Raw genomic sequence first — 24,100 nt, forward strand, 5'->3', positions numbered from 1 at the left:
CCTGTTCTACATAAGTTCCTGCTGTTGAAGATATTTGTGATTCGGTTAAATCAGCGGCCATTATGGTATAGCTGCTCATGTTATTCTGAACATTGCCGGTTGAAATACGAACCTGTAATTTAGATCCCTGATCTCCGGCACGGCCTTGTTGTGCAAAAAAGCGTAATTGTCCGTTTGCGGGAATGGTAACCGGGGGAGTGATTAACCAGTCTTCTTCGGTATTTCCGATTCCAATGTTTACCCGTTCAACGGAATAGGCATATTGCCCGGTGTGTGGCGGTGAAGTCGCCGAGTTAGGCCCACTTCGAAGCCATAAATTGGTGTTTGATGGTCCCATTCCTACACCATTATCAAGGATCAGCCAGCCTGTTGGCAAGGCAGAAGCTCCCTCAAAACCTTCAGGAAAAGTCTGGGAAAAGCCCACAAAACTCAATAATGACATAAAAATTAAAAGCGTAATTTTTTTCATAAGCATTTGTGTTATATAGTTTTAGTAGTTTTTAAATATAATGCCTATTTAACAAATAAATAACTTATATTTCTAAAATAAACAAAAAAACCGTTTTTTGTTACAATATTTTAACACATCTGATTCGGCAGGAATTGCTTATTTTTGCAATTCAAAAGAATAAAATGCTAGAAAAAGAAGTAATCAATTTTGAAAAGACTGTAATAGTAGGAATCATTACTAAGGAGCAGTCGGAAGAGAAACTTAGTGAGTATCTCGACGAGCTGGAATTCCTTACTTTTACTGCCGGCGGGGAAGTCATTAAACGCTTTTCCCAAAAGATGGAAAAACCAAATCCTAAAACATTTGTAGGAACCGGTAAAATGGAGGAGATCAATTATTATATAAAAGATAATGATGTTAAGACGGTTATTTTTGATGACGAGTTAACTCCCGCTCAGCAAAAAAATATTACAAGGGTATTGGATTGTAAAGTACTGGACAGAACGAATCTTATCCTGGACATCTTTGCACAAAGAGCAGAGACTTCCTATGCCCGTACACAGGTTGAACTGGCACAATGCCAATATTTGCTGCCAAGGCTTTCCGGTATGTGGACCCACCTGGAGCGCCAGCGGGGTGGTATTGGTATGCGTGGTCCCGGAGAAACGGAGATCGAAACCGACCGTCGAATTGTAAGGGACAGGATTGCTTTGCTAAAAGAAAAAATCCGCACGATCGACAGACAGATGTCGGTACAGCGCAGTAACCGCGGAGCGATGGTTCGTGTGGCTTTAGTGGGATATACCAATGTTGGAAAATCGACCTTAATGAATGCGATTGGAAAAAGTGACGTTTTTGTTGAAAACAAATTGTTTGCAACACTGGACACTACCGTTCGGAAAGTGGTTATTAAAAATCTTCCGTTCCTGTTATCGGATACGGTAGGTTTTATCCGCAAGCTTCCGACACAATTGGTAGAATCCTTTAAAAGTACGCTGGATGAAGTTCGCGAAGCCGATTTATTACTGCATGTGGTTGATATCTCACATCCTGATTTTGAAGATCATATCGCCTCGGTAAACCAGATTTTACAGGACATCAAGAGTGCCGACAAGCCAACCATCATGGTGTTCAATAAGATTGATGCCTACAAGCATTTAACGATAGCCAACGATGATCTGATCACGGAACGTACCAGCAAGCACTATACCCTTGAAGACTGGAAAAACACCTGGATGTCTAAAGTGGGAGAAGATAATGCGCTGTTTATTTCGGCAACGAACAAAGAGAATTTCGAGGAATTCCGGGAAAAAGTATATGAAGCGGTAAGAACTATTCATATCACCCGTTTCCCGTATAACAATTTCTTATATCCCGATTATAAGGATGCTGTTGAAAAAGAAGACAATGAAGCATAAAAAAAGCCCGATTTGATCGGGCTTTTTTTATTTCTATAATGGTTATCAGAAACCGTAATTAATACCCACTCCCAAAACCTGACGGATCTGGAATCCTTTGAAGGCATTGTCATCGTAGATGGTCTGGAACGCTAAATTCGTTGACAGGTATTTATTGATTTTCATCACGATGTTTAACTGGTAATCCAAATCGATATTTTGCGGATCTTCCAGATAGTTCGAATACAAACTCAGGATGTTTTCAAACGAAACGTTTTCCATTAAACTGAATTTATAGTACCCGGAAGCATAAAAACCAAGTTCATAACGTAAACTTTTCCCCTGATCCACACCAAAATAGGCATTGTTGGGAAGGGTAAAATCTTTGTCTACTATGGTCACTTTAGAAGTAGCCGGCGCCAGATTCACTTTAAGGTTATCGCTTTTCTTCCACAGCATACCCGGGCCAAAAGTCAGATATCCCGGAGACAGGAAGTTCGTATATTCCGAACGCGTTTCTGCACCATCAGTATCCGTGCCGTAAACATATCCTTTTGTCATCTGGGTTTTAAAGTTTAAAAAAGCAGAATAGTACCAATATCCTGAGGCTTTTTTTCCAAGCAGGGAGTTAAACTCGAAACGGTCATCCGTTTTTTTCTCAAAAGCGGAGTTCTTTGTTTTTACAAGTCCATAGGCTGCGATAATCTTGTTATCCCAGGACCACGGTCCTTTTTTGTAGTTAAAATCGTAATTTATACCCAGATTACCTGCGATATTATTCTCACCTCCGGCAACCCAGTTATTAAAAGCAGATTGATTAAAAAGAAACGAAACATTTCCTTTTTTCGTCCAGTGTTTGGTCGTATCCTGAACGGTTTCCTGTGCTTGTACGGCAATCGTACCGATGAAACAAAGCAGTGAAAAAGCAATTTTTCTCATAGATAAGGTTTTTCTGTTCACACAAAGTAACAAAAAAACAAAAAAAAATCACAAAATTACGACGTAAAAACCGACAAAAGTCTATTTTCTCTTGTAAATCGGTACGGCAGAACAGGCTTCGCCAAACATAATGCTTTTGGCAACAGGCATTAATTTTTCTGTCGCCAGTACATATACTTCCTGCGGAACCGGTTTTTTAGAGCAGCCTTTAATAATAACAGGCTTACCTTCATAGGCCGAATAATCCAGCCGGTTTAAAATATCCTGAAATAAAGAGGTTTCCATCTGCGAAAGGGAACCGAGGTAGACTTTCTCGGAAAACGGCTTTAAATAAGACGTAATGAGCATATAGGCCCATGCCGGGACTATCGCATCCGTTGAGCAGAACAAGGCCACATAGCCGCCTTTATAAACAGACCAGTCGAAATTTTTTAATTGCTCCCGAAAGTCTTTTTCGCGCAGGACAAATCCTTCAAACAGCCATTGGGCAATATCAATCGCAAACCGCTGTCCTTCCGGATAATAATCCTCTAGGTCAAAAACCTCCAGAGCGCTATTGGCAACCCTATTTACAATTTCTTCCATTTTTTTATTGCCCGTTGATTACAGCATTCCCAATTCCAGTTTGGCTTCTTCGCTCATTAAATCCTTACTCCAGGGCGGATCGAACGTGATTTCCACCTCACAGGATTTAACAGCATTAATGGATTTGATCTTCTCTTCCACTTCCATAGGCAGCGTTTCTGCTACCGGACAGTTAGGAGATGTTAAAGTCATCAGGATTTTTACGTCGTTATCCTCGTTGATCATCACGTCATAAATCAGACCCAATTCGTAAATATCCACAGGGATTTCCGGATCATAAATACCTTTCAGTACTTTTACAACATCCTCTCCCAAATTGATTGTATCGTTAAACTCTTCCATATTCTTTAGTTTTTGGCCTGAAACGCCAAAGCATACATTTTTATTTGTTTAATCATTGACACCAATCCGTTGGCACGGGTTGGCGACAAGTGTTCCTTTAATCCGATTTCGTCAATGAAATCCGTATTCGCTTCCAGTATTGCCTGCGGCGACTGATTGGAAAACGTGCGGATCAATATGGCAATAATTCCTTTGGTCAATATGGCATCGCTATCGGCCGTAAAAACAATATTACCGTTTTGTTCTTCTCCGTGAAGCCATACTTTCGACTGGCATCCTTTGATTATATTTTCTTCTTTTTTATATTCTTCATCAATCAGCGGCAAGCTTTTCCCCAATTCGATAATGTATTCGTATCGCTGCATCCAGTCGTCAAACATGGAAAACTCATCGACTATTTCTTCCTGAATATCTTTTATGGTCATTGTTTTATTTTTTTTCAGTCAGTTCGTTTAGTTTGTTTACAATTTTTGCAATGGCTGCCGGCGGAAATCCATGGTCAAAAGTATCGGAAGCATAGGTTCCGTCTTTTGTAATTACTTTAAAGTTTGCCATAGCCGCTCCGTCATAAAATCTTTTTTCGGTAGGCGCTTTCAGATTCGGGATTCCGGCTAAATCCAGGTTTTTAAAATACCCCAGGATTTCATTCCAGTCTTTATCGGAAACCGCAATGGTTTTCGGCACTGCCGAGTCGCCTCTTCCCTTTACAACTTTTAAGGCTTTATTGTCCAGAACAATTTTAGTATAAAGTCCTCTTGAAGAGGCTTCATATTCAAAAACGGGTGATTCCTTTTCCTGTTTCATGGTTGCTGTTGTTGTATTACCGGAATCGTCAGTTGTTTTTTGCTGGGCAGAGTTGCAGCTTGTACAGCTAACAACAACTGCTACTAAAAGCGTTAATAGTTTCATCTTTTTTGTTTTTTAGGATAACATTTGCTGTGCTTTTTTAACCGCTTCTACAAATATATCAATTTCTTCCTTGGTATTATAAAAAGCAAAAGAGGCTCTTACCGTTCCCGGAATATCGAAAAAGTTCATAATGGGCTGTGCACAATGATGTCCGGTTCTCACCGCTATACCTAATTTGTCAACAATCGTACCAATATCGTACGGGTGAATGCCTTCAATATTAAACGAAATTACCGATGCTTTTTTAGCTCCGGTTCCGTATATTTTCAGTCCTTCGATTTCCAATAGTCGTTTTGTTCCGTAAGCCAGCAATTCCTGTTCGTGCGCTTCAATAGCGTCAAACCCGATGGAATTAAGATAGTCAATGGCTTTACCCAGCACTATTCCTCCGGCGATATTGGGCGTTCCCGCTTCAAATTTATGCGGCAGTTCGGCGTATGTGGTTTTTTCGAAAGTCACTTCTTTAATCATTTCCCCACCACCCTGATACGGCGGTAACCGGTTCAGCCAGCTTTCTTTACCATATAAAATCCCGATACCGGTTGGCCCGCAAACCTTGTGTCCTGAAAACACATAAAAATCACAGTCCAGTTCCTGAACATCCGGACGTAAGTGCGGCGTTGCCTGCGCTCCGTCAATTAAAACGGCAGCGCCAACTTTATGCCCTTTTTCAATAATCTCCGCAATCGGGTTAAGGGTTCCCAATGCGTTGGAAATATGGTTAACGGTTATCACCTTTGTTTTTTCATTCAGCAAACGGTCAAATTCAGACATGATCAATTCTCCGTTTTCATTCATCGGGATGACAACCAGCCGGGCACCGGTGCGTTCGCATAGCATCTGCCACGGCACTATGTTGCTGTGGTGTTCTATGGCCGAAACCATTACCTCATCGCCCGGTTTCAAAATAGCGGCAAAACCGTTTGCAACCAGATTGATGCCATGTGTGGTCCCGGAAGTAAAAATGATTTCATAGTTGTGCTTCGCATTCAGGTGGCTTTGTATCGTGTTACGGGATACTTCATAGGCATCTGTAGCCAACTGGCTCAACGTGTGAACACCTCTGTGAATATTGGCATTAATTTCTTCATAATACTTTGTAATCGCATCAATAACCACTTTCGGTTTCTGAGCGGTTGCTCCGTTATCAAAATATACTAATGGTTTGCCGTTAACTGTTTGTGAAAGTATTGGAAAATCGGCTCTTACAGCCTGAATGTCTATCTTTTTCATCTGATTTTGTCTTGTTTTTTTAAGGTCAGACGGAACTTCAAAGCAGGTTATTAGCACCTGCAAATCCGTTTCATTTTATTTTTATGCAAATTTACGGGATGTTTATTTAAAACAAGAATAAATTAAGACAGATTTAAGGCTATTTGTCTTTTGCCGGAATGCCAATAAAAAACCCCGACGGTAATCGGGGCTTTCGTTATTTAGGGTTTTCTTTTTTTCTCCGGATGCAGCCAGTAATACAACGGCGGAATGACGATTGGTGTAAACAGTAGTGTACTCAATAATCCGCCAATAATTACCGTTGCCAGCGGTCGTTGAACATCGGAACCAATTCCCGAAGAAATTGCTGCCGGTATTAATCCCAGAACGGCCAGTATGATAATCGACATGATGGCCCGCAGCTGTTCTTTGGCTGTTCGCTGTACCTTGTCTTTGAAATCTTCTTCATCCGGGATCAGGCTTGCCCGGTTCATCGCCGAAACCAGCAATACTCCTGCCATTACTGAGATTCCGAAGATCGAAACGAAACCAACTCCGGCCGATACGTTGAAATAATAACCCCGAAGCAGTAAGGCTACGATTCCGCCGCCCAGTGCAAACAGTATGCAGGTCATTGTTAACAAGGTGTCTTTGAAATTTTTATACAGGAAAAACAACAGTATAAATACCAGCCCGATGGTTAACGGAATAGTCATTAACAATTGTTTACCGGCTCTTTCCAGGTTTTCATACTGACCTCCGTATATGATTTCATAGCCTTTTGGTGTTGGAATGGATTTTTTAATTTTTGCCTGTAATTCATTTACAAATCCTACCTGATCACGGCCTACAATATTGGTTCTCACGGTAATCATACGTTTGCCGTTATAGTGGTAAATGTTGGTCTGACCCTGAATAAAGCTCACATCTGCCAGTTGTTCGATAGGAATAAGCGAACCGCTGGTAGAGGTTACCAGTAAGTTTTTGATTTCATCAATATTGGCACGATACTGCGGCAGGTAACGCACGATAACATCATAGCGTTTCACCCCGTCGTATAGTGTGGTAACGGCTTTTCCACCAATCGCGGCTTCAATAATATCCTGGATATCGGATACATTGATCCCGAATCGGGCCGTTTTTTCCCGGTCAATGGTAATCGACAGCTGATCCTGTGGTCCTTCCTGCTCGATATTAACGGAAGCACTTCCTTTCATGTTGTTCACAATCGAAACGATACTGTCGGCTTTGGCCCGCATCAGTTTTAAATCGTCCCCGACGATACTCACTGCAAGATCGGCAGCACTACCCGTTACAATTTCCATTACCTGGTCAATAATTGGCTGACCGGATGAGAACCGCACGCTTGGCAGCTGGTGTTCCAGATCGGCGCTGATGCGTTTTACCAGATCTTTCTTCGTAATGGTATCGCTCCACAGTTTGTAATCTTTCAGTCCTATCAGTATCTCGTTTCGGTTCGCCGGGAAAGGATCCGTTCCGTCATCATTTCTTCCTGCCTGCGTAATAACGTATGATATCTGCGGATACTTGGCTATGATTTTCCTGATCTTAGGGGAATATGTTGCATTTTCCTGGATTGAAATGCCCGATGCAAAGTTTCCTCTGAAAAAAATGGAACCTTCATCCAATGCCGGTAAAAATTCCGATCCCAGTTTCGCTCCGAAAGCAATTAAAACCAGTACAAAAAACATTCCGATATAAACGGTTCTTTTGTATTTTCTCAGGGTAACCGACAAAAAGTTATTGTATTTTTTATCTAAAAAGTCCAGGACAACATTTTTGTGTTCTTTAATTTCCGCATCAACATTGGATACCACTTTGTTGTACACAAAGGAGATCAATACCGGGATTAGCGTTAAGGCTGCCAGCATGGAACCGATTACCGCGAAAGATAATGTAAGCGCCATTGGTGAAAACAGTTTTCCTTCCACACGGGTCATTAACAATATCGGCATATAAGCCAGGATGATAATGGCCACGGAAAAGAAAATCTCACGTCCTACTTCCTGGGCAGACAACATCGTTATCGCTACAATTCCTTCTTTCCGTTCTTCCACACTGGCCTTGCGGTACCTCCTGATCAGGTGTTCCGCCATTACAACGGCTCCGTCCACGATGATACCAAAATCGATCGCACCAAGGGATAATAAGTTGGCCGGAATTCCGGTTAACCGCATGATGATAAACGCAAACAACAGTGAAAACGGAATTGTTAAGGCTACTACCAACGCACTTCTGAAACTTCCTAAAAAGAAAATTAAAACCAGGATTACGATACTAACCCCTTCAAACAAGGTTTTTCCAACGGTTTCCAAAGAGTGGTTAATCAGGAAGCTTCTGTCGTATAGCGTTCTGATCGTTACCCCTTCCGGAAGGCCGTGATCCTGCAAATCGGTAATACGCTGTTTTAGTTTCTGTAAGGCTTCACTCGGGTTTTCGTATCTTCTTAACAATACGATTCCTTCCACGCCATTGCTCACATCTACTTTTTCGGCATTGATGGTATATCCTAAAACCCCGCTTGGAGATGGTGGTGCAATTTCCACATCGCCCACATCACGGATAAATACCGGTAAGCCGTTCGCCGTTTTAATTACGATATTTTCAATGTCTTTTTCCGTTTTGATGGCTCCTAATCCCCTAACGGCAAAAGCCTGTCCGCCACGTTCTATCGTGTTACCGCCCGAGTTGATGTTGTTGGCCACAATTTTGCTTTCCACATCGGCAATGCTCAGGTTGTATTTTCGAAGTTTATCCGGCGACAATTGAATGTGAAATTGTTTCAGCGGTCCGCCAAAGGTGGTAATATCCGCCACACCGTCTGTTTGCAGTAAATACGGTTTGATCACCCAATCCTGCAAGTCGCGTATTTCCGTTGGCGTATAGCTTGGCGGTGCTTCCACCACATATCTTAAAATTTCACCTACGGCAGTCGATAACGGTGCCAGTTCCACATCTACCCCTTCCGGTAATTCTGCGGTTGCCAGTCGTTCCATAACCTGCTGTCTGGCAAAATAATCATCCGTTCCGTCTTTAAACGTAAGCTGAACGATTCCCAAACCAAAAATGGTCCGGCTTCTTCTGTCCAGTACATTCGGTGTATTCTGAAGCGCTCTTTCAATCGCTACCGTAACCTGTTGCTCTACTTCTTCTGCCGCTCTTCCCTTATACTGCGCCACAACAATTACGTTCGTATCGGCAATATCCGGATAGGCTTCTATTTTTAGTTGTGTGAAACACAGGTAACCTATAAGCATTAATGCGATGCTTATACCCACTACGATCCATCGGTTTCGCAGTGAGAATAAAAGTAAGTTCTTAATCATTTTTTACCATTGTTCCACAGCCTGTGTTATAATAAAACCGCCGCTGTATTGATTTCTTAATTCTGTTAACGCATTTTTCACTTTTTCTTCTTCATCGATAAAAGTAATTACCAGCGGCGTTTCATCAAATGAAAACCCGCTATTGGGGCGCTTCAGTTTCTGGTGTTTACCAAATCCCATAATGCCCACAAAAGCTGTTGCGCCGGCAATATTTCTTTCCAATAAGAACAGCAAAATGAATTCGTATAAAGGTTTGATTCCTTTCAATTCATCTTTATCAATAAAAATCTGAGCCTGTATCATACTTTTTAAAATTAATATCCAAAAGACAATCCTTTTAACTGCATTATTCCCTGGGTAACGACTTTCTCTCCTTTGTTTATTCCGCTAAACACTACTACTCTGTCGCCAATTTGCTGCCCTACTTCTACTTTTCTTCTCTCAAACTGTGCATCGTCTTTTTGAATGAAAACATAGTTCATTCCCTGAACGGTAACGATCGCCATTTTAGGAACGCTCATCGTGTTGTCACTTTCCAGTCCGAAAGCAACGTTGGCATACATTCCAACTTTTAATTTATTGTTGGTATTGTCCAGTCCGATTCTGAGTTTTACCATACGGGTTGTAAAATCCACACGGTCGGCAATCGCTTCTATTTTCCCGGTAAATTTATCATTCGGGTAAGCGGTAAACTGTATTCTGCAGATGTCGCCCACTTTCAGTTTGCTGATCTGGTTTTCCGGAATATCACTCACCAGATAAGCCGTTCCTTTTTTCGCTCTGCGCAATAAGTCCGGATCAAATCCCGCCGATTTCAGCATTGCTTCATGCTCGATTATCGCCGCTTTTTCATTGGAAAGATTTGTCATTTCCATCGACAGCGCTGTTTGGGTATTCAGCAATTCCTGTCCGGTCATCGCGCCGTGAAGGTTCAGGTCTTTTGCTCTGGCCAGCTCGATCTGTCTTTGTTTGATATTGACATTGCTGATCTGTTTAATATTGATCTGGTGCTGGATTAACTGTGTATAGTTCGATGCCAGTTCCGGGTTTTCAAATAAAACAATATTATTCGAACTTCCGGAGTCGGATCCTAAAACGGTAGCTCCTACCAATCCTACCGAAACCAGGTCGCCGGTAATGGAACCATCGGCTATTGTTTCGGTTTTAAACAGTTTAAAGATGGCTTTATCCTTAAACGTTATACGGGTACCATTGTCTTCGACTTTTGGAGGTTGTGGTGCTTCTTCTTTCTTGGTTTCTTTGGAATTGCAAGAAAATAAGAGCATCATGATTACGAGTGAGAAAACGCTTTTCATTTATTGTGCTATTTGATGTATTAAACCTGTTGTATATAGTAATTTGATGTAACTTTCTTTATGCTGGTATATCGCTTCATAATAGTTTTCCTGCGTGTCATACCAGGTTCGCTGTGCTTCCAGAAAGTCAATCAGGGTGGTTCCGCCTCTCATGTAGGCATATTTCACATTGTCTAAAATGTGATAGGATTGTTCCCGCATTTTTTTCAGATTGGCCGCATTCTGTTCAAATTGTTTGTAGCTGGTATAGGCATTACTGATCTCCGTTTTGATCTTTTCCTTGGACGTGATCAGTTCCTGCTCTGCTTTATCTCTGGTTACCTGCGATTTTTTAATTTCTCCCTGATTTCTGTCGAAAAAAGGCAGATCGATAGTTGCGTATATCCCGACATACGGAACGTTGTTCTGCGGGTTGTAAACAGCGCCCAGTTCCGGCTGCGGATAGGCTAAGCTTTTTTGAAGGGAAACATTGCTTTTCATGACTTCAATATTGCTTTTAAGCACATTGATATCGCTTCTGTTTTCGATAGCATTGTTGAGCAGTTCTTCCTGGTTTGCCAGAGCGCCCAGCTCCACGGCATCGTCACCGGCAATCGTGATGTCATCCGTAACGCCCAAAATGAATTTGAGGTTGTTGAGCTTGTTCTGGTAATCCTGTTTTGCCGTTTGTGCCAGCACGTTGTATTGACTGGCTACCAGTTCTGTCCTGCTGTAATCTGTAGTGGTGATCACCTGGTTTTTAAGACGGCTTTTGTTTACGGTAACCAACGTATCCCAGTTGTTTTTTGCCATTAATGCGGTTTGCCATTTTTTCTGCGACAGCCATACATCCAGCCAGTTCATGGCAACTTCCGTTAGTAAGTTTCGCTCAAAATCCTTGTAGTTCGCTTCTGTAACCGCAACACCTTTATTCGCAACATCAATTTTGTTTTTTCTTTGCGAAGGCAGCTGGAACTGTTTGGTTAACTGCCACCATACCTGTCTGTTCTGGGAATTGCTCCATTTGGTATCCGGAGCATAATGTGCCGATTCTGCCAATTGTAACGTCTGGTTATTCAACGACAAATTGGGTCTTAATTTTGCCGTTACAACATCGGCCTGAGCCACCTGAACATTAAGCTGTTCGGTTTTTAGCTCCCGGTTGTTGGCTTTTGCCGTTTGGAGGGCGGTTTTAATGTCATAAACGGTTTGTGACATTAAAACATCTTTTGCTGTAACCAGTAAAACAAAAGTGAGAAATAGTTTCAATTTCATATAAAACAGTATTGAAAAATTGTATTCAACAACAAATCATAATTCTGCAACAAAATTCTATGTTCACTAAAATAAAAACTAATTTATGTCATTAGATTTTTATTAGATTTTCAATTTCTGTTAATAAAATTAACAATAAAAATCGTAATAAGCTCAAATGAAGCATACTAAAACGCGAATAAAAACGATTTAAAACAAAAAAAGCCTGACAAAACTGCCAGGCTTTTTAATTATTGTAATCACTAATTATAAGTCAAACCCCATGTTTACGCCTAATTTAGTCGCAATAATACGGGCAATCTTATTTTTTAGTTCCGGGATTTTAATACTGGATGTTACTTCGCTTGTAAAGGCATACATTAACAACGCTTTCGCTTCTTTTTTAGGAATTCCGCGCTGCTGCATATAGAACATGGCGCTTTCGTCCAATTGTCCGATCGTACAACCGTGTGAACATTTTACATCATCTGCAAAAATTTCCAATTGCGGCTTGGCATTAATCGTGGCTTTATCACTCAGTAAGATATTGTTGTTCTGCTGGAAAGCATCTGTTTTCTGTGCTTCTCTTTCCACATATATTTTACCGTTGAATACCCCTGTCGAATTATCGCCATAGATTCCTTTGTAATTCTGGTGGCTTTCGCAGTTTGGCTGTGCGTGGTGCACCAGAGTATAGTGGTCCACGTGTTGTTTGTCGCCAATAAGGGTGATTCCTTTTAAAGTACTGTCTATTCTTTCGCCCTGGTGGTAGAAATTCAGGTTGTTTCGGGTGATATTCCCTCCAAAAGAGAAGGTGTGTACCGACACGATGCTTTCCTGTTTCTGGGAAATATAGGTATTGTCAATCAGGTTTGCCGTTTGCACGTCATTCTGGATTTTATAGAAATCCACGATGGCGCGTTTGTGGGCAAAGATCTCGGTTACCGAGTTGATCAGAACCGGGTTCTCATTCAGACTCTGATGACGCTCTATGATCTGCACATGGGCGTTTTCCCCAACGATAATCAAATTTCGGGGCTGTACCATCAAAGCGGCTTCATTTCCTGTGGAGAAGTAAATTACTTCAATCGGTTTATCGGCAATCTTGCTTTTCGGGATGTTGATATACGCTCCTTCATAGGCAAAAGCGGTATTCAGGGAAGTCATGCTTTCTTCCTTGTCCGCAACCTGGTTGAAGTAGGTATCGATGATCATTTTATATTTAGGCTTTGTCAATGCCGAAGACATCAGACAAACATCCTGTCCGTCATGTGTTGTAGAAGATAAAAACGAACTGAAGACACCGTCTACAAAAACAATTTTGTAGGTATCCACATCGTTCAGGAAGTATTTTTTTACTTCTTTAAAATCTACAGCACTTTCATTTTTAGGAAATACACTGAAATCATTTTTTAAAACCGCATTCAGTGAGGTATATTTCCATGCTTCCTCTTTTTTAGTCGGGAAGCCTTTATTTTCAAAATTCTTTAATGCTTCTGTACGGGTATCGTGCAGGGTTGCCTGCACATCTACACGCTCTTCAAAAGCCATAAAAGAGGAGATCAGTTTTTCTTTTAAATCCATGTTTGCTACGTTTCAAAAATTGAATATGCTTTCAATCTTTTTTGAAATCTAGTTTTCGTTTTTAATCCAGTCGTATCCTTTTTCTTCCAGTTCCAGAGCCAGCTCTTTCCCTCCGGTCTTAACGATTTTACCATCGTGTAAAACGTGTACAAAATCAGGAACAATATAGTCTAACAATCTTTGGTAGTGCGTGATCACAACTACGGCATTCTCTTCACTTTTTAGTTTGTTAACCCCATTGGCCACAATTCTCAAAGCATCGATATCCAATCCGGAATCGGTTTCGTCAAGAATAGCCAGTTTTGGTTCTAACATTGCCATCTGGAAGATCTCATTACGTTTTTTCTCACCTCCGGAAAATCCTTCGTTTAACGAACGGGATAAAAACTTTCTGTCGATTTCCAACAGCTCCGATTTTTCACGGATCATTTTCAGCATTTCATTAGCCGGCATTTCTTCCAGACCTTTTGCTTTTCTGGTTTCGTTGATCGCCGTTTTCATAAAGTTCGTAACCGAAACTCCCGGAATTTCAATAGGATACTGGAACGACAGGAACACGCCTTTGTGTGCTCTTTCCTCCGGTGCCAGTTCGGTCAGGTCTTCCCCTTCCAAAAGGATTTCCCCTTCGGTCACTTCATAATCCTCACGACCGGCAATAACCGATGATAAGGTACTTTTCCCGGCTCCGTTTGGTCCCATTATCGCATGAACTTCTCCTGCTTTTACTTCAAGATTGATTCCTTTTAATATTTCTTTATCTTCTACGCTAGCGTGTAAATTTTTTATAACTAACATTTTGTTTCCAATGTTTAATTTTTAAATGTAGCAACGTTGTTGACGTTCCTTTATTTCTGATATATGTTTTTGAAGGGTTTCCGCAGCTTAACCAACCGATCCTTCCAATGATATTTCTAATAATTTCTGAGCTTCCACAGCAAATTCCATCGGAAGTTTGTTTAAAACTTCTTTACTGAATCCGTTTACAATCAATGCAATGGCTTTTTCCGTTGGAATACCTCTCTGGTTACAGTAAAACACCTGGTCTTCACCAATTTTACTGGTGGTTGCTTCGTGCTCGATTTTTGCCGAACTGTTTTTGGATTCGATATACGGGAATGTATGCGCCCCGCAATTGTTACCCATCAGCAACGAATCACACTGGGAGAAGTTACGGGCATTTTCCGCGCGGGAACTCACCTGAACCAATCCACGGTAGCTGTTTTGGGATCTTCCTGCAGAAATTCCTTTGGAAATAATGGTACTCTTCGTATTGTTTCCTAAGTGAATCATTTTGGTTCCGGTATCTGCCTGCTGGAAGTTATTGGTTACGGCAATAGAGTAAAACTCACCTACCGAATTATCTCCTTTTAAAATACAGGAAGGATATTTCCAGGTAACTGCCGATCCGGTTTCAACCTGTGTCCAGGAGATTTTTGCATTTTTCTCACACAAACCTCTTTTGGTTACAAAGTTGTAAACACCACCTTTTCCTTCTTTGTTTCCGGGGAACCAGTTTTGAACGGTAGAATATTTAATTTCGGCATTGTCTAAAGCAATAAGCTCAACAACAGCGGCATGCAGCTGGTTTTCATCACGGGAAGGTGCTGTACATCCTTCCAGGTAGCTCACATAACTGCCTTCGTCTGCAACAACAAGTGTTCTTTCAAACTGACCTGTTCCTGCCTGGTTGATACGGAAATAAGTAGATAATTCCATCGGGCAGCGAACGCCTTTCGGAATATAACAGAAAGAACCATCCGAGAATACTGCCGAGTTCAATGCGGCATAAAAGTTATCCTTTTGAGGAACAACACTTCCGATATACTGACGAACCAGTTCCGGATGTTCCTGAATGGCTTCCGAAATAGAGCAGAAAATAATGCCTTTTTCGGCCAGTGTCTTTTTAAAGGTAGTGGCTACAGAAACAGAGTCCATTACAATATCGACTGCTACTCCTGCTAATTTTTTTTGCTCGTCTATAGAGATTCCCAGTTTTTTAAAGGTTTCCAGTAATTCCGGATCTACCTCATCCAAACTTTCGTATTTGTCTTTTTTCTTCGGGGCAGAATAATAAGAGATCGCCTGAAAATCAGGTTTTTCATAATGAACATTTGCCCATTCCGGTTCAATCATCTGTTCCCAGGCACGAAAAGCTTCCAATCGCCATTCTGTCATCCATTCCGGCTCATTTTTCTTTTTTGAAATGGCCCGGACAATGTCTTCATTCAATCCAACAGGAAACGTTTCCGATTCAATATCGGTATAGAAACCATATTCATACTCTTTGGTTTCCAGTTCTTTTTTTAATTCTTCTTCAGTATACTTACTCATTTCTTTTGTCTTATTGTCGATTGCTCTTACCGTGATTTCAGAATTAAACCACTCTGAAATCATGGTATGGAGCGTAATGACTTACCTTTTTAAAGTGAAAAACTTTCACCACAACCGCAAGTTCTGTTGGCATTCGGATTGTTAAATACAAATCCTTTTCCATTCAGCCCTCCGGAATATTCTAAAGTAGTGCCTACTAAATACAAAAAGCTTTTTTTATCTACGGCAATTTTTATATTGTTGTCTTCAAATACTTTATCGTCATCTCCCAGGCTCTTATCAAACTTTAAGTCATACGATAAGCCTGAACATCCACCGCTTTTTACACCCACACGAACATAATCAGTAGTAGCGTTAAAACCGTCATCTTCCATTAAGTTAACGATTCTTTTTTTTGCTGTCTCAGATACTTTTATCATAACGTTTAAACAGATTATTTCTAAATTGATGCAAAGATATTACAAATATTGCGGTTTGCCATACTACCTAACATTTTTATAACTAATAGCTTGATAGAAAAACGTTATTCTATGATAATTGTCAGCTCTGTAATGATTTCCAACGATTATCTTGCGCGATTTTCATTTCGGAAAACCCGTCTTTGCGTCATCATTCCGGCAAATACCGTTACTGTAATTCCGGGCAGCATGCATTGTCTTTTTGCATTGCGCATTTATTTTTTTCTATTTTATCTTTAAAAAGTATCTTTACATTCCAATTAAATTTTTTGTAATGAAACTATATCCCATAGAAAGCGGCAACTTTAAACTGGATGGCGGCGCTATGTTTGGCGTGGTTCCCAAGACCATCTGGAACAAAACAAATCCGGCCGACGAGAATAATTTAATCGATATCGCAGCCCGGTGCCTGCTTATTGAAGACGGCAACCGGCTGATTTTGATCGACACCGGAATGGGAAATAAACAATCCGATAAATTCTTTGGTTACTATTCGCTTTGGGGAACACACTCTATCGACAAATCCCTGGCACAATACGGTTTTCACCGTGATGACATTACCGATGTGTTCATGACCCACCTGCATTTTGACCATTGCGGCGGCAGCGTAGTCTGGAACAAAGACCGCACCGGCTATGAAGTGGCTTTTAAAAATGCTACCTACTGGACAAACGAAAACCACTGGGAATGGGCAACCCAACCAAATGCCAGAGAGAAAGCCTCGTTTTTAAGTGAAAACATCCTGCCAATCCAGGAAAGCGGACAATTAAAATTCATCAATCGTCCGGAAGGCGATTTCCTTGAACAGTCAGAACTGGGATTCGGAATTTTATTTGCAGACGGCCATACCGAAAAACAAATGATCCCGCATATTCAATACCAGGATAAAACACTTGTTTTTTGTGCCGATTTATTAGCGACAGCCGGGCATATCCCGATTCCGTATGTAATGGGATACGACACAAGACCGCTGCTGACGCTTGATGAAAAAACAAAATTCATGAACAATGCTGCCGACAAAAATTACTTTTTATTTTTGGAACACGATGCGCACAATCAGATTATAACCGTTGAGCGCACCGATAAAGGAGTGCGTCTTAAAGACGTTTTTCAATGTGATGAAATACTAAAGTAGTGTTAATCTCAAAAAAAATTGTAACAAAAACAAATACATTCGACCTATAAAATTAGAAAAACAAAAAGTATATGAAATTAATAAAACCCCTTTATTTATCTGCTGCACTTGCCTTAGCCCTAGCGAGTTGCGGAACTCAGAAAACAGCAGTATATACTCCTTTAACGGCATCAGACAACATGCCTGTAAAAGTTGGAAAACTGGCTGAAAAAGATTTGAAACGCTGGAGCCATCTTGACTTAATCAAAGATACCGTTCCCGGAATGAGTGTTGACAGAGCTTATGCAGAATTATTAAAAGGCAAAAAAAGCAAAAAAGTTATCGTTGGTGTTGTAGACTCCGGTGTCGATATTGACCATGAAGATCTAAAACCGGTTATCTGGACAAATCCGAAAGAGGTTGCCGGAAACGGAATCGATGACGACAAAAACGGTTATATTGATGACATCCACGGCTGGAACTTTTTAGGAAAAGCAGAACATGAAAACATGGAATATATCCGTATCCTTAAAAAAGGAGACGACGGTTCTGAAACCTATAAAAAAGCAAAAGCAGAATACGAAAAAGAATCCAGTGAGGTAATGCAGGCGAAACAACAGCTTGATTTTATCTTAAATGCCAGCAACACTATTAAAAAGCATTTAAAGAAAGATACCTATACGCTTGAAGATATTCAGAAAATCCAGACTTCAGAACCGGCTTTAAGCCAGGCGAAAATGGTAATGTCGCAGGTATTGCCGCAAACCGGTAACGATCTGACCAAAATTGACGAGTTTAAAGATCAGGTTTACAGCCAGGTAAACTACCACATGAATTTACAATTCGACGGTAGAAAATTAGTTGGTGACAATCCAAACGATATTAACGATAAAAAATACGGAGACAACAATGTTATCGGTCCTGTAAAAAGCGGTGCCAAACACGGAACTCACGTTGCGGGTATCATTGCACAAACCAGAGCTAACGGAATGGGCGGCGACGGTGTAGCGAGTAACAATGTTGAAATCCTGGCTGTTCGTGCCGTGCCGGACGGAGACGAATATGATAAAGATATCGCTTTAGGTATCCGTTATGCTGTAGATAACGGTGCGAAAGTAATCAACGGAAGTTTCGGTAAATATTTTTCACAACATCCGGAATGGGTTTATGATGCTATCAAATATGCCGCTTCAAAAGACGTATTGATCGTTGTTGCTGCCGGAAATGAAGGATTGGATCTGAATGCAGACGGCGGTGTGGACCGTTTCCCGAATGACAACATCAAGATGGGGCCGGAAATTGCAGACAACTTTTTAACGGTTGGTGCCTTAAACTATGTTTACGGACCGCAACTGGTAGCTGATTTCTCCAACTACGGAAAATCGGATGTAGATGTTTTTGCTCCGGGTGAAAAGATCTATGCCACTACGCCAAACCAAAGTTATGAGTACTTACAGGGAACCTCAATGGCTTCGCCAAATGTTGCCGGAGTAGCTGCTTTAATCCGTTCTTACTATCCAGGCTTAACGGCTGCCCAGGTAAAACAAATTATCATGGACTCCGGAATTGCAGTGAAACAGGAAGTTATTTTAGGTGGTGATCCTGACAACAAGCGTATGTTCAGCGAAATTTCCAAATCAGGAAAAATGGTTAATGCATACAATGCATTGATCATGGCTGAAAAAGTAGCTTCAAAAAAATAAGAAAAGAATAAAATGGAAGGGGCTTTCCCTTCCATTTTACTATTACATAAGGCCGCTTCCGGCCTAAATTCAATTACTACAAAAATGAAAAAGTTATTCCTACTTTCTTTACTGAGCATCGGTAGTTTGTTTGCTCAGCACAATCCAAATCCGGGATACTGGCAACAGCATGTTGACTATAAAATGGAGGTAAACATGGATGTGAAAAATTTCCAGTATAAAGGAACGCAAACCCTGGTTTACACAAACAATTCTCCCGATACCTTACGCAAGGTATTTTACCATTTATATTTCAATGCTTTCCAGCCGGGAAGCGAAATGGATGCGCGATTGAAAACCATTTCCGATCCGGATAAAAGAATGGTAAAAAGCTTCAAAACCGGAGATAAAACGGTAAAAGAAAGTAGAATAAGCACATTAAAACCAAATGAAATCGGTTACCTGAAAATAACGAACTTCAAACAGGATGGTGTTGCGGCAAACAACCGTGTGGTAGGAACTGTACTGGAAGTTGATCTTGCCAAAGCATTATTACCGGGTAAATCCACAACATTTACTTTGGATTTCGACGGACAGGTGCCGTTGCAGATTCGTCGTTCCGGAAGAAATTCAGACGAAGGTGTCGCACTTTCCATGACCCAATGGTATCCGAAAATTGCCGAATTCGATTTCGAAGGATGGCATGCCGATCCGTATATCGGACGTGAATTTCACGGAGTTTGGGGTGATTTCGACGTAAAGATCACACTGGATAAAGATTATGTAATTGGCTCGACCGGTTACCTGCAAAATAAAAATGAAATCGGACACGGTTATGAGGATAAAGGCGTGACTGTTACTTACCCTAAAAAAGCCAAAACATTAACCTGGCATTTTAAAGCGCCAATGGTTCATGACTTTGCCTGGGGCGCCGACAAGGATTTTATCCACGACATCTATCCGGGACCAAACAATGTAGCATTACACTTTTTCTACAAAAACAACCCGAAATACAAAGACAAATGGAAAGAGTTCCAGCCAAAAACAGCTGCTTTAATGGAATTCTTCAACAAATCCGTAGGCCAGTATCCGTACAAACAATACTCGGTGATCCAGGGTGGCGATGGCGGAATGGAATATGCCATGTGTACCTTGATTACCGGCGACAGAAGTCTTCCGAGTTTAATTGGTGTAACCGCTCACGAAATGGCGCATTCCTGGTTCCAGCACGTTTTGGCAACCAATGAAAGCAAACATTTCTGGATGGACGAAGGATTTACTTCCTTTATTTCCGACCTGGCCATGATTAACGTAATGGAGAAAAAATTACAGGAAGACGAAAACCCGTTCCAGTCTGCCTATAATAACTATTTCTATATGGTAAATACCGGCAGGGAACAACCGCAGTCTACACATGCCGACCGTTTCGATGAAAACATGGTCTACAGTATCTCGGCTTACAGCAAAGGAGAAGTATTCCTGACACAGTTGGGATATGTGATTGGAATGGACAAAATGATGGAAACTTTAAAACGTTACTATTCCGATTTTAAATTTACACACCCTACGCCTAACGATTTCAAGCGTACTGCCGAAAAAGTTTCCGGTGCATCACTGGACTGGTATTTAAACGACTGGACCAAAACAACCAATACCATTGATTACGGTATCAAAGCCGTAACGGAAGATGGTAAAAACACCAAAGTAACTTTGGAAAGAATCGGAAGAATGCCAATGCCATTGGATATTCTTGTGGTTTACCAGGACGGAACCAAAGAAAGTTTCTATATCCCGAACACCTTAATGCGCTGGAATAAAGAAAACCCGTTCCCGGACATTAACAGAACAATTCTTAACGGATGGGATTGGGCATTTACAACCTACGAATTACCGATCAAAAAAGAGAAATCGGCAATCAAAGCGATTGTTATTGATCCGAGTGATTTAATGGCCGATGTGAAAAAAGAAAACAATGTTTATCCGGCAAAACCATAACCAATACCAAAGCTTCCGCTATGGAAGCCTTAATAACAATAAAAGCGGCCTTAGAGCCGCTTTTATTGTTAATACCCGGAATTGATCCGGACACCGGCTTTTACAAGCGCAAACGCCTTTATTTAGACGTTACAACTTGTTTATCCTGATAGCGCCGTGCCGACGGACAAAACCGGCCACTTCCGGTTTGTGTTCGCTTTTTTCTTTTAATTTTATACCACCAAAAAGACTAAAACCAAAAAACCATGGACAAAGCTACCCAACAGCGCATTGAAAAACTACACCCTTTTGTCAGGGAGGAAATGACGAAAATCATACAGGAATGTGACAAGCAACTCACCGGCAGGGCAAAAATCAGGATCACACAGGGATTGCGCACGGTAAAGGAACAAAACGATCTATACGCCATCGGGCGAACCGTTCCCGGAAAAAAAGTCACCAATGCCAAAGGCGGCCAGTCCATTCACAATTATGGCTTTGCAGTAGATATTTGTTTAATCATTGACGGCAAAACCGCTTCCTGGGATACAGTAAAAGACTGGGACAACGATACCATTTCCGACTGGTACGAATGTGTCCGCATTTTTGCCAAACACGGTTGGGAATGGGGCGGTAACTGGAAAAAATTCAAAGACCTGCCGCATTTTGATAAACGCGGTTATAATGATTGGAAAAAATTATCAAAATTGAAACAGGATAAAAGCGGATATGTTGTCCTTTAATAATACTTTAGCTACACATAAATCCCCACTATTTGGAGGAAACTTAACAGCGTAAAAGCCATGTCTAAAAAGATAAGAATATTAAGTCTGGACGGAGGAGGAATCCGGGGAATCATCACCTGTGTCATCTTAAAATATATCGAAGAAGAATTACAGAAGCTCGACAACCCCACAGCCAGGCTGGGTGATTACTTTGACCTTATTGCCGGAAGCAGCACCGGTGGATTGCTGACTTCTATCCTGCTCTTTCCGGATAAAAACAAAAAGGCAAAATTTTCGGTGGAAGCCGCTCTGGATCTGTATGCTAAAAAAGGAGAAAGCATTTTCAATGTTTCCCTCTGGGAACACGCGATCAATCCTTTTGGTTTGTTTAATGAAAAAATCTCGCAGAAAAATCTCGAAAAACAGCTGGAAGAAGTCTTCGGTAACCTGGAAATAAAAGATTTTATCAAGCCCTGCCTGATCACTTCATACGACATCGGTCAGCGCAAAGCCAAATTCTTTGCCAGCCATGAAGCGCATTCCAGTCTGGAAAATTTTTATGTAAAAGATGTTTGCCGGGCCACCAGTGCCGCACCCACCTATTTCGAGCCGGCAAAAATAAAATCCCTGTACGGCCAGGAGTTTGTACTGATCGATGGCGGCGTATATGCAAACAATCCGGCACTTTGTGCTTATGCGGAAGCGCGCAAGATCGCTTTTTCAAAAGTTTTGTCCGATGACAAAAAACCGGATTATCCCGCTATAAACGATATGATCATTGTTTCGGTAGGAACCGGCGAAGTGCACAAACCTTATACGTTTGAAAAGTTTGAAAATGCCGGAAAGATAAAATGGATCGCTCCTTTAATCGATATGCTGTTGTCTGCCAACGTGGAAACGGTGGATTATCACCTGACAAAAATGTATGAAACCCTGGGTCCCAGAAATCGGAAAAACTATTACCGTTTAATGCCGCAACTCAAAAATGCTTCATCCGAAATGGACGATACTTCCAAGAAAAACATCTACGAACTCATCCAGGCAGGTTTGTTTTTTGTGGACCAAAACCGGGACGCACTGCATGAAATTGCCAAAAAACTAATTAAGAATAAATAAGTTCCGGCCTTTCTTTTGAAGAAAGGCTTTTTATTTCTGTGATTCCCTTCGTAACTTTGCCGCTTAATTACGTACATGAAAAACACCTATCCGAAATCGGAAAAACTAAAAAGCAGAAACACCATCGATATTTTATTCTCTGAAGGGAAATCCGTATCGAAATATCCGCTGCGCTTAGTCTATACCCCACTGGAATCAGAACAGGAAGCAAAAATCAAAATGGGTGTTTCCGTTTCCAAACGCTATTTCAAAAAAGCGGTGGACCGTAATTATTTTAAAAGGGTTTTGCGGGAAACGTACCGTCTCAACAAACAGCTGTTGCTGGAAAACACAGACAAACCCTATGCTTTTATGTTCCTGTATCAAACCAAAGAACGCCTGACTTACCAGGAAATCAACGAAAAAACCATACTGCTTTTCGAAAAGTTCATTGCAACGATCAACCCAGCAGATCAATAATCTTTATTGTTTTAGCAATCGTGTTATTGGCTTAATATTCCGTCAAAAAGTGTACTTTTAAATACTCTTTTACGTTGTATATCAAATAATAGCAATTGCTTATGAAAAGAATTATCGTTGCCCTGTCGTTATTACTAATTACCATTGGCTGTCAAAAACAGCGTTCAGAACAAATTGCTGCGACCGAATATGATGCAGCGCCTGTTGCCGCTGCTATGGCACCATCCCTGCAGAACGAGTCGGGCGGTGCCGGTGAAGAAGCTAAAATCGAAGCCAAAATTATCAAAAATGCCAACCTTCGGTTTGAGACTTCCGACCTCAACCAGTCTTTTTCCGATGTTCAGAAAGCCATTGTAAAATACAAAGCCACCATTCAAAACGATGTGTCTGGAAAAGATTACGGTTCGGTGTACCGCAACCTCATCGTCCGCATTCCGAATACTGCTTTTGATGCTTTTATAACCGACATCGGTCAGGGTGTTTCCCATTTTGACCGGAAAGAGATTTCATCAGACGATGTTACCGAAGAATATATTGATGTGGAATCCCGCATCAATACCAAGAAAACATTAGAAAAACGCTATCTCGAATTGCTGAACAAAGCCACCAAGGTTTCCGAAATAATTGAAATTGAAAAAGGGCTGGCAACCGTTCGTGAGGAAATCGAGGCAAAAGAAGGGCAGCTAAAATACCTGCAAAGCCGGGTAGCAATGAGCACGGTAACGATTGAAATGTACACGAACAATGCTTCCGAAAGCGGTGCGACGGTATCTTACGGCAGTAAAATGTGGAATTCTTTTAAGGAAGGCTTTTTTGGAATTTCAACTTTCTTTCTGGGATTACTGCAAGTATGGCCATTTATCATTATTTTCGTGTTGCTTTTTGTTTTCATTCGCAGAAGGTTTAAGAAAAAATCAGTTTAAAAA

23 protein-coding genes are annotated in these 24,100 nt (G+C 41.1%); 8 read left to right on the plus strand and 15 right to left on the minus strand.

Annotated elements, in window-relative coordinates; translation table 11 throughout:
• Nucleotides 1-469: choice-of-anchor J domain-containing protein (locus B3394_RS01095; RefSeq protein ID WP_286912078.1), on the minus strand; the 469-nt coding region annotated here is incomplete at its 3' end.
• 164 nt (nucleotides 470-633) lie between these two features.
• On the opposite strand from B3394_RS01095, the gene hflX reads away from it, so the two are divergent.
• On the plus strand, nucleotides 634-1,869 hold the full coding sequence (gene hflX, locus B3394_RS01100; protein ID WP_177731037.1) for a GTPase HflX: 1,236 nt from the start codon (nucleotides 634-636) through the stop codon (nucleotides 1,867-1,869).
• A gap of 45 nt (nucleotides 1,870-1,914) precedes the next feature.
• On the opposite strand, the gene B3394_RS01105 is transcribed toward hflX, so the two are convergent.
• The 14 genes from B3394_RS01105 to B3394_RS01170 all read right to left on the minus strand — a co-directional run bounded on the left by B3394_RS01105 (nucleotide 1,915) and on the right by B3394_RS01170 (nucleotide 16,065).
• Entirely contained in the window at nucleotides 1,915-2,787 is an 873-nt protein-coding gene (locus B3394_RS01105; protein WP_177731035.1) for a DUF3078 domain-containing protein, read from the minus strand.
• An 81-nt stretch (nucleotides 2,788-2,868) separates the two neighbouring features.
• Nucleotides 2,869-3,372: a DUF2480 family protein gene (locus tag B3394_RS01110; protein ID WP_177731033.1), complete on the minus strand. Its 504-nt coding sequence runs from the start codon at nucleotides 3,370-3,372 to the stop codon at nucleotides 2,869-2,871.
• An 18-nt stretch (nucleotides 3,373-3,390) separates the two neighbouring features.
• Nucleotides 3,391-3,714 carry an SUF system Fe-S cluster assembly protein gene (locus tag B3394_RS01115; RefSeq protein WP_177731031.1) on the minus strand — a complete coding sequence of 108 codons (324 nt, stop codon included), beginning with the start codon at nucleotides 3,712-3,714 and terminating at the stop codon, nucleotides 3,391-3,393.
• Nucleotides 3,715-3,719: 5 nt separating this feature from the next.
• Nucleotides 3,720-4,139, minus strand: coding sequence for a SufE family protein (locus B3394_RS01120; protein WP_177731029.1), 420 nt, complete (start codon nucleotides 4,137-4,139; stop codon nucleotides 3,720-3,722).
• A gap of 4 nt (nucleotides 4,140-4,143) precedes the next feature.
• Nucleotides 4,144-4,623: a hypothetical protein gene (locus B3394_RS01125; RefSeq protein ID WP_177731027.1), complete on the minus strand. Its 480-nt coding sequence runs from the start codon at nucleotides 4,621-4,623 to the stop codon at nucleotides 4,144-4,146.
• A gap of 12 nt (nucleotides 4,624-4,635) precedes the next feature.
• Entirely contained in the window at nucleotides 4,636-5,856 is a 1,221-nt protein-coding gene (locus B3394_RS01130; protein ID WP_286912082.1) for an aminotransferase class V-fold PLP-dependent enzyme, read from the minus strand.
• Nucleotides 5,857-6,056: 200 nt separating this feature from the next.
• Nucleotides 6,057-9,182, minus strand: coding sequence for an efflux RND transporter permease subunit (locus tag B3394_RS01135; RefSeq protein WP_177731025.1), 3,126 nt, complete (start codon nucleotides 9,180-9,182; stop codon nucleotides 6,057-6,059).
• A gap of 3 nt (nucleotides 9,183-9,185) precedes the next feature.
• The gene (locus B3394_RS01140; protein ID WP_177731023.1) at nucleotides 9,186-9,485 is read right to left on the minus strand and encodes a DUF190 domain-containing protein; all 300 of its coding nucleotides are present in this window, start codon (nucleotides 9,483-9,485) and stop codon (nucleotides 9,186-9,188) included.
• An 11-nt stretch (nucleotides 9,486-9,496) separates the two neighbouring features.
• On the minus strand, nucleotides 9,497-10,498 hold the full coding sequence (locus tag B3394_RS01145; RefSeq protein WP_177731021.1) for an efflux RND transporter periplasmic adaptor subunit: 1,002 nt from the start codon (nucleotides 10,496-10,498) through the stop codon (nucleotides 9,497-9,499).
• Entirely contained in the window at nucleotides 10,499-11,752 is a 1,254-nt protein-coding gene (locus B3394_RS01150; protein ID WP_177731019.1) for a TolC family protein, read from the minus strand. It lies immediately after the preceding gene.
• Nucleotides 11,753-11,998: 246 nt separating this feature from the next.
• Nucleotides 11,999-13,315 carry a Fe-S cluster assembly protein SufD gene (gene sufD, locus B3394_RS01155; RefSeq protein ID WP_177731017.1) on the minus strand — a complete coding sequence of 439 codons (1,317 nt, stop codon included), beginning with the start codon at nucleotides 13,313-13,315 and terminating at the stop codon, nucleotides 11,999-12,001.
• A gap of 48 nt (nucleotides 13,316-13,363) precedes the next feature.
• On the minus strand, nucleotides 13,364-14,110 hold the full coding sequence (gene sufC / locus B3394_RS01160; protein ID WP_177731015.1) for a Fe-S cluster assembly ATPase SufC: 747 nt from the start codon (nucleotides 14,108-14,110) through the stop codon (nucleotides 13,364-13,366).
• 87 nt (nucleotides 14,111-14,197) lie between these two features.
• Entirely contained in the window at nucleotides 14,198-15,646 is a 1,449-nt protein-coding gene (sufB, locus tag B3394_RS01165; protein ID WP_177731013.1) for a Fe-S cluster assembly protein SufB, read from the minus strand.
• Between the two features lie 89 nt (nucleotides 15,647-15,735).
• The gene (locus B3394_RS01170; RefSeq protein WP_177731011.1) at nucleotides 15,736-16,065 is read right to left on the minus strand and encodes a HesB/IscA family protein; all 330 of its coding nucleotides are present in this window, start codon (nucleotides 16,063-16,065) and stop codon (nucleotides 15,736-15,738) included.
• Nucleotides 16,066-16,378: 313 nt separating this feature from the next.
• On the opposite strand from B3394_RS01170, the gene B3394_RS01175 reads away from it, so the two are divergent.
• From B3394_RS01175 to B3394_RS01205, 7 genes are all read left to right on the plus strand, one after another.
• A complete protein-coding gene (locus B3394_RS01175) occupies nucleotides 16,379-17,239 on the plus strand; it encodes an MBL fold metallo-hydrolase (RefSeq protein ID WP_286912088.1) in 861 nt (286 codons plus the stop codon).
• 71 nt (nucleotides 17,240-17,310) lie between these two features.
• A complete protein-coding gene (locus B3394_RS01180) occupies nucleotides 17,311-18,921 on the plus strand; it encodes a S8 family peptidase (RefSeq protein WP_286912089.1) in 1,611 nt (536 codons plus the stop codon).
• 84 nt (nucleotides 18,922-19,005) lie between these two features.
• Nucleotides 19,006-20,895: a M1 family metallopeptidase gene (locus tag B3394_RS01185; RefSeq protein WP_286912101.1), complete on the plus strand. Its 1,890-nt coding sequence runs from the start codon at nucleotides 19,006-19,008 to the stop codon at nucleotides 20,893-20,895.
• Nucleotides 20,896-21,140: 245 nt separating this feature from the next.
• Entirely contained in the window at nucleotides 21,141-21,617 is a 477-nt protein-coding gene (locus B3394_RS01190) for a M15 family metallopeptidase (RefSeq protein ID WP_177731003.1), read from the plus strand.
• 60 nt (nucleotides 21,618-21,677) lie between these two features.
• Nucleotides 21,678-22,715, plus strand: coding sequence for a patatin-like phospholipase family protein (locus tag B3394_RS01195; RefSeq protein WP_286912105.1), 1,038 nt, complete (start codon nucleotides 21,678-21,680; stop codon nucleotides 22,713-22,715).
• A gap of 75 nt (nucleotides 22,716-22,790) precedes the next feature.
• Nucleotides 22,791-23,174, plus strand: a complete 384-nt coding sequence (gene rnpA / locus B3394_RS01200; RefSeq protein WP_273246597.1) for a ribonuclease P protein component — start codon at nucleotides 22,791-22,793, stop codon at nucleotides 23,172-23,174.
• Between the two features lie 101 nt (nucleotides 23,175-23,275).
• The gene (locus B3394_RS01205; RefSeq protein ID WP_286912110.1) at nucleotides 23,276-24,097 is read left to right on the plus strand and encodes a DUF4349 domain-containing protein; all 822 of its coding nucleotides are present in this window, start codon (nucleotides 23,276-23,278) and stop codon (nucleotides 24,095-24,097) included.
• Nucleotides 24,098-24,100: the final 3 nt, after the last annotated feature.

Origin of the sequence: Flavobacterium sp. UBA4197, assembly GCF_002379575.1 — a bacterium.
In the GTDB taxonomy this organism is placed as follows: Bacteria; Bacteroidota; Bacteroidia; order Flavobacteriales; family Flavobacteriaceae; genus Flavobacterium; species Flavobacterium inviolabile.